Source organism: Antarcticibacterium arcticum, assembly GCF_007993795.1.
In the GTDB taxonomy this organism is placed as follows: domain Bacteria; phylum Bacteroidota; class Bacteroidia; order Flavobacteriales; family Flavobacteriaceae; genus Gillisia; species Gillisia arctica.
In genome coordinates this window covers 1,888,218-1,902,297 of record NZ_CP042476.1, presented here as the reverse complement: position 1 = coordinate 1,902,297, position 14,080 = coordinate 1,888,218, and the positions used below count along the sequence as shown (strand labels likewise).

Annotated in this window: 10 protein-coding genes; 7 read left to right on the top strand and 3 right to left on the bottom strand. The window is 34.6% G+C overall.

Features of this window, described 5'->3' with window-relative positions:
• The first annotated feature begins 44 nt into the window (after positions 1-44).
• Both FK178_RS15925 and FK178_RS08590 read left to right on the top strand, forming a co-directional pair.
• A complete protein-coding gene (locus FK178_RS15925) occupies positions 45-470 on the top strand; it encodes a MauE/DoxX family redox-associated membrane protein (protein WP_146833573.1) in 426 nt (141 codons plus the stop codon).
• 80 nt (positions 471-550) lie between these two features.
• Positions 551-826, top strand: coding sequence for a DUF6520 family protein (locus FK178_RS08590; protein WP_146833572.1), 276 nt, complete (start codon positions 551-553; stop codon positions 824-826).
• 71 nt (positions 827-897) lie between these two features.
• Here the strand turns inward: FK178_RS08590 and FK178_RS08585 are convergent, their stop codons facing one another.
• The 3 genes from FK178_RS08585 to FK178_RS08575 are packed head-to-tail and all read right to left on the bottom strand — an operon-like array spanning position 898 to position 8,176.
• A complete protein-coding gene (locus FK178_RS08585; RefSeq protein ID WP_146833571.1) occupies positions 898-3,717 on the bottom strand; it encodes a M16 family metallopeptidase in 2,820 nt (939 codons plus the stop codon).
• 14 nt (positions 3,718-3,731) lie between these two features.
• Complete coding sequence (locus FK178_RS08580; RefSeq protein ID WP_240793801.1) at positions 3,732-5,141, bottom strand: RagB/SusD family nutrient uptake outer membrane protein; 1,410 nt, start codon at positions 5,139-5,141, stop codon at positions 3,732-3,734.
• 8 nt (positions 5,142-5,149) lie between these two features.
• Positions 5,150-8,176: a SusC/RagA family TonB-linked outer membrane protein gene (locus FK178_RS08575; protein ID WP_146833570.1), complete on the bottom strand. Its 3,027-nt coding sequence runs from the start codon at positions 8,174-8,176 to the stop codon at positions 5,150-5,152.
• Positions 8,177-9,318: 1,142 nt separating this feature from the next.
• Between FK178_RS08575 and FK178_RS08565 the strand changes: the two genes are divergently transcribed.
• The 5 genes from FK178_RS08565 to FK178_RS08545 all read left to right on the top strand — a co-directional run bounded on the left by FK178_RS08565 (position 9,319) and on the right by FK178_RS08545 (position 14,032).
• Positions 9,319-10,179 (top strand): ABC transporter permease, encoded by an 861-nt coding sequence (locus FK178_RS08565; protein WP_146833566.1) that lies wholly within the window; start codon positions 9,319-9,321, stop codon positions 10,177-10,179.
• Between the two features lie 67 nt (positions 10,180-10,246).
• Positions 10,247-11,545 (top strand): ABC transporter ATP-binding protein, encoded by a 1,299-nt coding sequence (locus tag FK178_RS08560; RefSeq protein ID WP_146833563.1) that lies wholly within the window; start codon positions 10,247-10,249, stop codon positions 11,543-11,545.
• Positions 11,542-12,180, top strand: coding sequence for a CmcI family methyltransferase (locus tag FK178_RS08555; RefSeq protein WP_146833561.1), 639 nt, complete (start codon positions 11,542-11,544; stop codon positions 12,178-12,180). Before FK178_RS08560 ends, FK178_RS08555 begins: the two co-directional genes overlap by 4 nt.
• A 45-nt stretch (positions 12,181-12,225) precedes the next feature.
• Entirely contained in the window at positions 12,226-13,050 is an 825-nt protein-coding gene (locus tag FK178_RS08550; protein WP_146833557.1) for a class I SAM-dependent methyltransferase, read from the top strand.
• A 40-nt stretch (positions 13,051-13,090) separates the two neighbouring features.
• Positions 13,091-14,032, top strand: coding sequence for a glycosyltransferase family 2 protein (locus FK178_RS08545; RefSeq protein WP_146833554.1), 942 nt, complete (start codon positions 13,091-13,093; stop codon positions 14,030-14,032).
• The last annotated feature ends 48 nt before the right edge of the window (positions 14,033-14,080 follow it).

The following is a 14,080-nucleotide window of genomic DNA, read 5'->3' as shown; positions in this document are numbered from 1 at the left end:
AAAAATGCAGAACTTTATCTCAAAGAAAATATCAATCTTAAGTGATGAGGTGGAGAGGCTACATAACAGAAATTATTCGATATGCATTTATCATTTTGTTTCTATATGCTGCCTTTAGTCAAATAATAAATTCTCCAAAATTTTATAATGACCTGCTTAATAGTCCGGTTTTTAATAATACTACAGCGGTCTTGGTATCCTGGATCATCCCAATTATTGAATTGATAATAGCGGGGCTTTTGTTAAGTAAAGATTTTAGATTGGCCGGTATTTATTTAGCTCTTGGTTTACTCTTTTTGTTCTCTGTTTATATATCCGGGATATTGTTCTTTAGTGATAACATACCATGTTCCTGTGGCGGAATAATAAATGATATTACATGGCAGCAGCATTTAATATTCAATTGTTGTTTTATCCTTTTAGGAAGCATTGGAGTATATCTTAATTCTAAAAAAGTTTTTATAAAATAGTATTGCGCAATACTACAGAAGGCCGCCTAAACCTCCAAAGGGAGATAGGCATATTGTTTAACCATTTAAATTTATTAATCATGAAAAATTTCAAAATTTTAATGCCCGTGATAGCATTTGTAATGGCTATTGGAATGGCTTTTACCACAAAAGCTGATGTGCAGTCTAATGGATGGGTTGAAAGGAATGGAATGCCTTATCAACTGCAGAATGATCCTTGTGTTATACCATCGCAATTTAATTGTAAGGTTATCTTTAGTGATGATCCAAATACAATTCATCAGGTATATATAAGTTCCGATTTACAGGTGCTTAAAAAGAACGGTTCGACCACTCCCTATATTCTAAATGAATAAAATGGTTTGAAAATTAAGCCCCGTAAAATTCATATTTACGGGGCTTTTATATTTTGTATCTAAAGGAAACCTTAATTAAATTCGGGACTACCAATATATGTGACCCGAAATTCCTCGTTGAAATAATTATTTGCAACTTTTAGCAAATCTTCGGCTGTAAAACTATTTATAAATTCTTTTGCCTGGTTACTTTCAATTATTGGCACCTCAAATCTATAAAAATCATACAAGGTATGTGAGATACTTCTATGAGTACTGCTGCTTTCATTCTGCCATTTAGGAAAATAACCTGATTCTTTAATTGTGCTAAAGCTATTAGGAGATACTTTACTGGTTTTCAGTTCTTCAAACAGAATATTACAAGCTTCAAGAACTTGGTTGAAATCTTCTCTATCGCTTTGCAGGTAAATTTGAATAGTCTTTGTTCTTTTATGATAATCAATAAAACCGAATGCAGACGCAAAGTAGACTCCTAAATTCTTCGTATTCCGTAAATCACGAAGTTTTAATACAAGAGCCTGTTTAAGAAACTCTATTTCTATCTCATCTTTATAATTTGAATTAATAGGTAAAGGGCTCACAAATTGTATTGACAGGAAATTATTATCCACGCTCTTTGGAAGAATAAAGTGGGCATCTGTTAAGGGGAAGGCTTCATCTTTTCTTTGGTCAATACAAATATTATTTTCATCCTTAGGTAAGTTCCCAAGGTACCTTTGGAGAATAGGGAGGATTTCATTTTTATTAAAATTTCCTGTAATTATAAAAGTAAAGTTCGCTGCATTTGCATGTAGAAGTTTATATTTTTTAAAGGCTTTTTTATAATCTACATTCCGGATTTCCTTAAGTCTTTCAACTCCCTGGGGAAGTTTTACAAATCCTGCCTTTTTATTAATGAAATCCACAAAATCGTTATTCGGGCTGCTGTTCCTAATTGATTTTTTTTGTTCCTGTATTTTCCAGTCTTCAAAAGCATTTAAGTCAAACCTGGGAGTAGAAAATGACAAATAAATTAGTTGCATTAAAATTTCCAGATCTTGAGGTAATATTTCTGCCTTTACGCCAGTTTCCCATTGCTCAATATAATTATTCATCCCAAAGGGCAAACTTGTATTTGCTAAAATCTTATCAATAGTAAATTTGTCATATTTTCCAACTCCTGAATTTTGAATAATAGCTGGGGCAAAAAGAGCATTGAAATTCATTTCTCCAAAACATGAAGCTCCTATTGGGCTAAACCCATGTACCATTAATTTACCTGTAATTCTATCTGTTGAAGGGTTATTCTCCTTTAATATTATTTTTACCCCATTTTCAAGTTCAATTATATCTTGATTTATAATTCCTGATTTATGTTTGATTATTGGAACCAATCGGAGTTCTGAAATTTCGTTGGAAGAAAGAAATTGTTCAGGGATAACTTTTGATTGATATTTTGCAGGTTGAGATAAACCTTTTTTAATCCACTTTTTTATATTTTTTTCAGTGAATATGTTTTTCTTAAAATCATTTGTAAAAATCAAAGCGATATCATCTGGCATCCAATCCATATGTTTTCTTATCAAGTCATTAATATGATTAATTTTAAGTTGATTTAAAAACTCGATTTCAATAGAGTCTTTTGAAAGTGGTACGGGCTCATTATAGGTTAGGGAATTGTATATAGTTTTGGACCAATATGGAACTGACGTATAATCCCGGGCCTGTATGGTTTTTGAGCTTTCCTGCACCACTTTATTTAATTCATCTTGAGTAAAACCATATGCTGAAATACCGGCAATTATTTCAAAAACCTTTGCAATAATTAATGGATTGTTATCAAAGGTTTTGATATTAAGTAAACGAGCCGGCAACTCAATACTTTCATTAAAATGGATAGTATATTCTTGGTTGTAATCTGGCTGTTGACTTTTTAACCTATTGGAGATCATTTTGGTAAGGATATCCCAAAGTACTTTATTTTCATCTTGAGAAAATTGGGGAAATGCACTTGACTTATTTCGATAATAAAATTGAAATGTTGTATGGGCAGGCAAATTTTCAGGAAGTTCAATGCTTTTTTCCTGAACAATAAATTGTTTTGGCCTGTTTAAGTAAGTCTGCCCACAATTTTTTTTCTCCCTAACCATTGTAGAATTCTTGATATCGCCAAACTTCTCTTTAATTTTATTTTGAATAAGCGCTACATCTTTAATATTTCCAACTACATATATCGTCATTAGGTCTGGTCGATACCAGTCCAGGTAAAATTGTTTTAAAGATTCCAATGATGATTTCATAAGAACAGACTCAAAATTACCTGGTGAGGGAATAAAATCCCTACAGCCGGATAGTAGGTTTTGACCTTTATATTCAGGATAAGATTTACCGGTTTCCGAATAAAGATATTCCTGGTAAAGTGCTTTTTTTTCGGTGTGAACAATATTTTCATCAAACAGCACTTTCCCTGAAACTATATCATAAAACATGGAAAATATTGTATCCAGGGTTTGGGGAAATTCCTGATGGTATTGTATTTTATATCCTGTCAAAACTTCTCCTACGGAAGCAGTATAATCTTGAGGAGAAATTTTAAACTGTGAGAATAATTCTACATTAGATCTCAATGAAGGAAAATTTTCTGTGTAACCCGCTGCTAAATGCTCCAAAAGATGAGCGAAATAATACTGGTCCGTATCCTCCTGGTTGGCCCCTGCATGCACTACCAGGTTCGCTTCTATTTTCCCGGTATCTCCCTCTAGAGGTTTTATGATATAACTTAACCCGTTATCCAGCTTACCAGTTAAAATAGAAAAATTGGAATTACCAGTGTCTGGAGCCTTATCATTATTCTGTGCCAAGATGCCATTTGACACCCCTAGTAATAAGTATAAATAAATAATTATTTTCATAGGTTTAAGTAAATTTAGTATCCGGGATTTTGAGTGAGATTAGGATTTTTCATTCTTTCACTGGCGGGGATTGGGAATAAACCGGAAGTGGGAGTCCAATTTGAATTCTCCTTGGCAGCTAAGATTTCAGCTATTCCCAATCGGTTTAAATCAAACCAACGATGACCCCATTCTGCAAAAAGTTCCTTGCGCCGTTCAAGAACTATTATAGTTAGTAATTCATCTTCTGAAAGTGTAGTATGTAAATCTTCAATAAGAGGAATTCCGGCCCTGGATTTTATTAAATTTACATCCTGAATAGCTTCCGGTAACTTCCCTAATCGGGCTCTCGCTTCAGCCCGAATAAGATATTGTTCGGCAAGTCTCAATACCATAGAGTATTCGGTAATTGTTCCACCAGATGCATCATATTGTATTTTATATTTATAGGGAAAATGAAGGGTATCCCCTGCCGCCGTAAAAGTATTTACCCATTCCTGCCTGCGTTTATCCTGAGAATTTTCAAATAGGTTTAAAAAATTTTCGGCCAGTACTACCGGTGTATTTGCAGTGGCATTTTTAATAAATAAATTTCCCTCGCGGGTGTGGGAAAAATTATTTCCCCATCCTATGGGTGAAATTTGCCATATTGCCTCACGGCTATTAGCCAGAAATACCTCATTCGGGTCATTTAATAATTCATAATTGGCTGAAGCTGCAATGACCTGTGAACTATAATTCTCAGCTGCCTGCCAGTTTCCCTGAAACAAATGAACCCTGGCAAGAAGAGCTAGAGCAGCATATCGCGTAGGCTGTGTGCGATCATTGGAGTAGGAGTCATCCAGCAAAGATGCAGCGCTTTCAAGATCTTCAATGATTTGATCGTAAATGACCGGGGTAGAAGTCCTTGAGGCTAAAGAGTTTTCCTGGTAATCAATTCCCAGTAATAGGGGAACTTCACCATAAAGGTTTACCAAATTAAAATAAGTGAAACCCCTTATAAATTTGGCACTGCCATCCATTTTGTCTTTTAAATCCTGAGACAGTGAAGGTTTGCCTGCTATGCCAGTCAACATCGCGTTTACCATATAAATCATATTATAAGCACTGGCCCAAAGGCTAAGGTTATAATTATTTGAAGGAATTATTTGGTTATGTTGAAATTCCAAAATATCTGAAGTTGGTGTAGTAACTGAAAAATTATCACCTGAAAGTCCTGCTGTAAAGGTAATTGACTGGGCACCTCCATTTATAAAGGCAGCATTAAAGAGTTGATTGAAAATACCTTTTAAGGCACTTTGAGCAGTTTGGTCATTATTAAAAACTACCTCTCTATCCAATTTATAGTTAGGAGTTTCAACCTCCACAAAGTCCTCGCAAGAAAGCAACATAAGGCTTACTCCCAATAGAAAATATCTTAAGAATTGTATTTTAATTGTCATCATGATTAGTTTTAAAAATTAATTTGTAAACCTCCTGTTATACTTTGTAGTACAGGTAATGAATTTTCTCCGGGATTTTGAGGATCCAGCCCCTGGTAGTTTGTAAAAGTCAAAAGATTTTGGGCGTGTAAAAAAAGTTGGATTTGGTTTAGTCCAAGGTTTCTTAAAGTTTCACCGGGCAAGTTATACCCTAAGGAAAGGGTTTTTAATCTCACATAGGAAGCATCTGTAATGCCATACGTGCTTGCATTGGCGTTAAGAAAAGAAATAAGCGAATTTATAGATTGGGATGGTCTTTGAACTTGAGCTTGGGTGTTACTTGGATTCCAAACATCACTATCTTTCTCAAAAATATTCCCCAAAAATCCAGGTACATTATTATAAACTTTGGGTCCCTGCTGCTTCACAAATTCAAAGAGGAATCCTAATGAAAAATTTTGGTAGTTAATTTGATTGTTGAGTCCTCCAAAATACTGCCTCCCGAGATTTTGAGAAATAATTTGGTCATTAAAATCTATGCTGCCATCCAAATTCACATCTCTTACACTAAACAAACCGGTTTCCGGATTTATCCCTGCAAACTCATACAGGAAAACCATATTCAGTGGCTCTCCTATTTTATACCTGTTCGCATAAGAACTCCGCTCAATATTTTCAAATTCAATTAGTTTATTAGAAGGGATGCTAAGGTTGAGGGAGCTGCGCCATTGAAAATTATTATTTTTTATATTAAGACTGGAGAATTCAATTTCTAATCCTGTATTTTGAACGGTGGCTGGAAGGTTTGCTTCTACAGTATTAAAGCCGGTAATCGCCGGCAGGCTATAACCTACCAGTTGATTGGAAGACCGGTTTCTATACCAGCTCAGGTTTAAATTTATTCGGTCCTGTAAAAAGCCTAATTCTATTGCAGCTTCAAGTTTTTTATTATTTTCCCAGGAAAAGGAAGGATTGGTAAGTTGGGTTGGGTAGAGACCCCCGGGGCCGGGTGTGGCTTCATAAACATCCAAATAACGGTAATCTCCAATTTGATCATTTCCGGTAATACCATAACTACCGCGAAGTTTACCAAAACTTAAAAATGAAATATTCTTACTGATAAATTGGTTATTTGAAAATATCCAGGCAGTTCCTACCGCTCCAAAATTGGCATATCTGTTATTTGGGCCAAAACGGGAAGAACCATCTCTTCTTCCGGTTAAATTGAAAAAATACGTCCTATTCCAATTATATCCCAGTCTTGCAAAAATAGCATTATACTTATACAGGATACCCCGGTCCTCGCTAACACTTACTGCATTAGCAGCCCCAAGGTTTCCTATAAGATGGCGGTCTGAATATCCGGTACCTACCAAACGTAATTGAGAGTTATCATCCTGTTGGAAAGTTGCTCCCACTAATGCATCGATATTATTTTCATTGATACTTGTGGTGTAATTCAATTGGGGTTCAGCGATCCAGGATTTTCTGTGCACCAAGGAATGTTGAGAACGATTAACCACGAAATTCCAAATAGCAGGGTTGTAAAGTTGAATTGGTAATAAAATATTTTCTTCACTATCCAAATGGGTATAACCCAAATTTGCTTTTAATGAAAGGTCTTTCGTTAATCTATATTGCAAACCAACATTGGTTACCAGATTATTAGAATTTAATTTCCCGTTACTTTCTAATACTGCGAAAGGGTTGTTCCAGGTAGAATTTTCCCAATTAAGTGTACCCTCATTATTATAGATTTCGGGGGCGTTAGGGGACAGCCTCAGCGCTAAGCTTACAAAATTGTTACTGCTAAAAAGGTCGTTATTATTTATTCCGTAATTTAAAGAGAGATTTATGAGAAATTTTTGATTAACAGATTGATGGTTGAGATTTAGGTTAACAGTTTTTTTCTCGAAAGAATAATCCCCGGGAAATACACTGCCTTGTTTAAAATAAGAAGCCCCTACACTATAAGATGTGTTCTCTCCACCACCCGAATAATTTAGATTTGCATTTAAGGTAGGAGCAGATTTACCGAAAAAAACCTCCTGCCAGTTGGTATTACGCTCCTGGTCCCACAGCAGTAAATCTCTGGCATTATTAGCTGTAGGCATCACCCCGTCATTCTCGAAGGCCTGCTTTCTTAAAGCGAGGTATTTTGGAGTTTCCAGAAGATCAACGAAATGTGCGACCCTGCTAATTCCACTATAAACTCTCGCCTCAAAATTATCTTCTCTATTTTTAAAACCTCCCCCCTTAGTAGTAATTAAAATAACACCGTTTGCTCCCCGAGAGCCATAGATCGCAGTAGCATCGGCATCTTTTAGAATTTCGATACTTTCAATATTGGAAATATTTATCCCAATTAAAGGATCAGTTCCGGTTGATGCAATGGATTGATTAATCGAAATTACCGGGTTGGAATTCATAGGTACCCCATCAATTATATATAAGGGAAGGTTCCCATTATTATTTGGTGAATTACGTAGGCTATTTTGTCCCCGTATGCGAATCGTAGGTGCAGCTCCGGGCACACCACTTTGGTCTATCACCTCTAACCCTGCGACACGACCCTGCAAAGCCTGCAAGGGGCTCACAACCGGCTGCAGTTCTATTTCCTCTGCGGTGACTCTGGAGATGTTACCTGTGCTTTCCTGTCTTGTGGTGTTGTAATAACCCGCGTTTATTTGTACTTCGCCCAGGGTAGAAATATCTTCCTCCAATTGAATTACAATTTCCCTGCGGCCGTTTACATGTTCCTCCAGGGTTTTATAACCTAAAAATGAGAAAATAAGAATATCTCCGGGCTCAATAGTAAGGGAGTATTCTCCATCTATGTTTGTTGTTGTACCCCTGTTCTTTCCTTTTACAAGAACTGTTACTCCGGGCAAGGGAATCCCGTTTTGATCGCTTACAACTCCTCTCACTTCCTGTTGTGGTAACATTGGGAAATTATAATAGGAATTATTTGCTGCTCTTGCTTCTAAAGAAAGCATGTAAAAAAAGAGCATGACTGAAATTAGCGCGATTACCATGAACCGGCCGTATAATTTTTTCATATTTTTGTAATGGTTAGATAAAACTTACGTTTTGTTTAATTAGGCCTCCCATCTCCCCGCAAAAGTTGATTGGGAGGCCTTTTTTAATTTTTTTGGTTTCTTGAAATGTTCCTTATGCTTTTTTCCTCATAGGCAAAATGGTATTAAAAGGTTTGTACTTTTTACGCGCTCCTTGTCTCCGCCGCAGGCGGAGTTTGGGGCCGTCCCACCTCCCACCCACCATTACAACCTTATAGGGCAGGAGATAATGGTACACCAGGGGCTAATTCAAGCCTGATGTTTTCATATCCCGAGTAGAACCATAAACAGCCAAAACTGCATAGCTACCCGGCAAATATTTTAAAAATAAATGCGAAGCTTAATGAATAAAAAAGAAGATTGCCTTGAAGAAAAGTTGGTACCGGGGGGTGCCTAAATGTGTGGGGAACAAGAAGGCGTGGGTACTCAACTTACCGACTTTGGGTACTGGTATACCTTGGAAACGATAAGAGAGCCCACGCCCGGGTCGTGAGCATCCTTGCTTATCATCTCGTTTCCTAAAAATTACCAGTTTTAAAGTCGAGATTCAAAGCGAATGCTTCTAATATTTTACTTAAAGAAGTATCGCAAATATATAATAACAGTTCAAATATAATAAAATTTTTTAAATGCGCACGAACGTACGCAATATTTTTTCAGAGTTCCTTTTCTTTTGTCCTATGGCTGCGATAAATTTTTTCATTTGTGAATACATAAATAGGGAATGGTTACAGCCTTGGCTTGATCAAAACCAGTCTCAACGTTCATTTGCTGATAAGTGTAATGTAGAAGAAAGTATAATTAGGAAAATAAAAGGAAATGTAGAATATCGAATACCGGTAGAAACTCTGCAAAAAATCTGTGAAGGGCAGAACAGTAATCTTTCTGCATTTTTTAAAAGGTTAGAAGAAATGTTTCCGGAAGTGAGGATTAAAAAATGATTAACTAACGATAGGTTTATTAAAGGAAAGAGGCAATATCAAGCATTACCAACCTCAAACCATGGAATCTTGGACATTTAACTTTGAAGCGTCAATCATAAATGAAAATCTTTCTCACCAAAACTCCTTCTAATTCCCCTAACTTTGTATTTTTAACCTGAATTACTAATTATACCTTCATCCGTGAGCGAAGAGAACGATTCCTGGCTTTACGAAATTACTCCCAAGCGAAAACTTATTGACCTTAATTTTAGGGAAATATGGCGGTATCGTGATCTTTTGATTCTGTTTGTTAAAAGAGATCTAACCACAATTTATAAGCAAACTATTCTGGGACCGCTGTGGTTTTTGATTCAACCTTTATTTACATCTGTAATATTTACCTTAGTTTTTAATAATATAGCTAATATTCCTACAGGTAATGTCCCTGCTTTTCTTTTTAATCTTACAGGCATCACAGCTTGGAATTATTTTAATCATTGTCTTACAGGAACTTCCAATACTTTTACCGCGAATGCCGGAATTTTCGGGAAAGTTTATTTTCCTCGGGTAATTATGCCATTAAAAACAATAATATCCAATCTTTTCAAATTTGGTATTCAATTAATAATATTAATTGTCTTTTATATATATTTCCTTTTGAAGGGATTTGAGATAAGTCCTAATTCAAATATTCTATTATTTCCTCTGTATGTTTTAGTTATGGCATTTCTGGGATTAGGATTGGGTATGATCATTTCCGCCTTTACCACAAAATATCGTGACCTTACAGTGGTTGTTGGATTCGCAACTTCATTACTTTTGTATATTTCTGCAGTTCCATATCCTCTGAGTGAAGTTACGGAAAAAATGCCTGAATTGGCGTGGGTGGTAAAATGGAATCCACTTACCCAAGTTATTGAAGGTTTTCGTTATATGGTTCTCAACACGGGAACTTTTACCTGGATAGGGTTCTTCTATATTTTAGCTGTCTCAGTTTTCCTTTTTCTAATTGGATTGATTATATTCAACCGCACTGAAAAGAACTTTATAGATACGGTATAATTAAGCAACCATAATCTTAAAAACTGTGTTTAATGTGCATTTTTGATTATAAATGAAGAGTTTGAAAATGAGCGTAATATTAAAAGCTGAAAATATATCTAAACAATACAGGCTGGGAACTGTAGGTACCGGAACTTTACGTGATGATTTAAAGCGTTGGTGGTATAATGTACGTGGCAAAGAAAATCCTTTTTTAAAAGTTGGAGGGATCAATGACCGAAACAGCAAAGCTACCGAAGATTATATCTGGGCGCTGAAGGATATAAATTTTGAGGTTAAGCAGGGTGAAGTTTTGGGAATTATTGGAAAAAATGGGGCAGGAAAATCAACACTTCTTAAAATTTTATCACGTGTTACTGCCCCAACAACAGGCAGTATAAAAACCCGGGGACGTATTGCATCTTTGTTAGAGGTAGGCACAGGCTTTCATGGGGAATTGACCGGCAGGGAAAATATTTTTATGAACGGGGCAGTTCTTGGAATGACCAAAGCCGAAATAAAATTGAAATTGGATGAGATTATAGCCTTCTCGGGCTGTGAAAAATATATAGATACCCCGGTAAAACGTTATAGTAGCGGAATGACTGTACGGTTAGGTTTTGCAGTGGCTGCCCATCTGGAACCGGAGATTTTGGTTGTAGATGAAGTGTTGGCGGTGGGCGATGCTGAATTTCAAAAAAAAGCAATAGGTAAGATGCAGGACTTGGCAAGCGGAGAAGGTAGGACGGTTCTTTTTGTAAGCCATAATATGAACTCAATATTGAGATTATGTAACAAAGCGATTCTTCTGAAAAACGGAAGTATTATAGGAGAAGGTGATGTTTCTAAAATTATCGATAAATATTTAAGTATGGAATTCGGTTTATCTCCTTATAAAAAGTATAGTTTTAGATATAGAGATTATTTATTAGTCAGATTATTGGATATTAAAGCTCATAATGAAAATTATGAATTATGTGAAAATTTTAAACTAACTGAAAAAGTAGGTATTACCATTAATTATGAGGTATTAAATTCGGGTAAAAAAATTCATGGGGCATTTAATTTCTTTAATGGCAATGGAATTAACATATTTGATGCTCATGAAAGCAATACCGAATTATATCATGTAGAAAAGGAAAAAGGAATTTATACAACTACGGTTTGGATTTACGAAAATTTATTCTCTGAGGGTATTATAGTTGTAGGAGTGGCTTTGTTAACTCATGATCCTTTTGTGGTACATTTTCACGATAAGGAAGCAATTGCTTTCAATATGCTTGAGGATTTGGTTTCAAGTCCAACCAGAGGAGATTATGTGGGCAATTTGCCAGGTATAATTAGGCCTAAATTGAATTGGAATTCCCAAGAAAATTATTTAAAATGATTCGAATAAATAAAAAGAAGAAAAATGGTTATATAGATATTACAGTAAAATCTATTAATAATGGCCATCATCAAGTTTCCTATAGAGGTGTTAAGGCCATAAGATGCCCATTTGATTATTTAATTTATCAAATGATTATATCAGAGATAAAACCTGATCTTATTATCGAAATTGGAACTAGAAAAGGTGGAGGGGCTTATTATTTAGCTGATTTGCTTGAGAGTATCGGCCATGGGGTAGTTCATACAATTGATATTGTAGATGAAGTTGAGCCTACTGTTAAAGCGCATAATCGGATCAAATTTTTCACGAATGGTTGGGCAGGGTACGATCTAAATTTGGCGAGTGGGTTTGATAAAATAATGATAATTGAAGATGCATCTCATTTGTACGAAGATACCATAGGTATATTAAATAAATTTCACGGGCTGGTGACGGTTGGTTCATACTTTATTGTAGAAGATGGGATTGTTAATGAGTTGGGTTTTGAAAATAAATATAATGGTGGCCCCTTAAGAGCCATTCGTGAATTTGTGCCCAACCACCAAGAATATATTGTTGATAGAAAATGGTGCGATATGTTTGGTATTAATGCTACATTCAACGTTGACGGTTATTTAAAAAAAATTAAATAAATTCCTTATGATAATATCCTATTAGCAGATTTAAAGTAGATTAGGATGAAGAAAACTTTTACAGGGGAAAGATTAGAAACTTTTATATATGATGCAAATGCTATAAAACACCTCCATCGGTATTCAATAGCTGCTAATTTCGTAAAAGGAAAAGTTGTTTTAGATATTGCGTCCGGTGAGGGATATGGCAGTAACTTAATGAGTTACGGAGCCTCCTTTGTATATGGGGTCGATATTGACAATAAAGCGATCGAAAAAGCCAAAATTAAATATAGAAGAAATAATATTCAATTCGTTGTTGGTGATACAAGAAATATACCTTTAGAAGACAAATCCGTTGACGTGGTCATCAGTTATGAAACAATTGAACATCACGCTGAACATGAGAAAATGTTACAAGAAATTAAAAGGGTTCTACGTCCAAATGGAATATCCATAATTTCAACACCTGATAAATATTTTTATTCTGATGTAAGAAATTATAAAAATGAATTTCATGTAAAGGAATTATATAAAACTGAATTTATAGATCTTATAAAGAAATATTTTTTTAATTATCAAATTTTGACACAAAGTTACTTAAATGGAAACTCAATTGTTCTGGATGAGATTAATCGAAATACAATAGAATTTTATACAGGAGACTACGCTAGTTCTTCAAAAATTTGTTCACCTCCTCAATTTATGATCGCTATTGCTTCAAACAGTTTGTTTAAAAAACAGAACAATTCTGTATATGATGGCACTTTAATTTTAAGGAATAATCTTAATTGCCAAGAAAAACTAGACAGGGTTTATAACTCCAATCCATACAAAATTGGACAAACGCTCTTATCACCCATTAAATTTCTAAAGAAATTAAGGTTTTAAAATAGTTTTTTACGGACCAACTGTTGACAAAGATACTATAATGAGTGGAATTTGGATTGTGATTGTAAGTTATAATGGAATGCAATGGCTGTCAGAGTGCCTAGAAAGTACAAGGCCATATTCCGTTATAATAGTAGATAATAACTCAACTGATGGCACCCAAGAATATATCAAGGAAACCCACCCAGAGATTATTTTATTAGAACAAAAAAAAAACTTAGGTTTTGGAAAAGCTAATAATATTGGTATTTCTTGGGCTTTGAAACAAGGAGCTGATTATGTTTTTTTATTAAACCAAGATGCCTATCTGCAACCAATTACTTTAAAAAGATTAATAAGAGTTCATGAAAATAATCCAAATTTTGGAATTTTAAGTCCCATACATTTAAATGGAGCGGGGACTCTATTGGATGAAAATTTTTCTAAATATTATGTTTCTTATGATTCCAACCCTAGGTTTTATGCTGATTATATTTTAAATAATAACCGTAAAGAAATTTATGAAGTTCCGTTTATAAATGCAGCTGCTTGGTTAATATCTAAGCAATGTTTAGAAACGGTTGGAGGATTTGATCCTATGTTTTACCATTATGGGGAGGATGAAAATTTTTGTCAAAGAGTTCATTTCTTCAATTTTAAAGTGGGGGTGGTAACCGACGTTTTTTTTCATCATGATAGAGAAAACAGGGATAAGATGAAAATAAAAAGAGGAAGTGATAAGTATTTTGAAAATTTCGAAAAAATTATAAAAGTGCGTTACGGTAATATAAATGAAAAAATAGATGAGAAGTTAAAACAGGAAATTCGGAGTAAAAAAATTGAATACATAAAATCTTTTATAAAGCTTAATTTTACTGAAGCCAAATATTATAATAAAAAATATTTAATGCTTCTAAAAACTTCGCCTATTCTAAAAATGAGTAGAAAATTTAATAAAGAACCTGGATTAAAATATTTAGATATAGGAGGAAAAAATTTATAAGCTAAACAATTCCAAATGTATTAATATAAAGAAATGTCAATTTAAAGG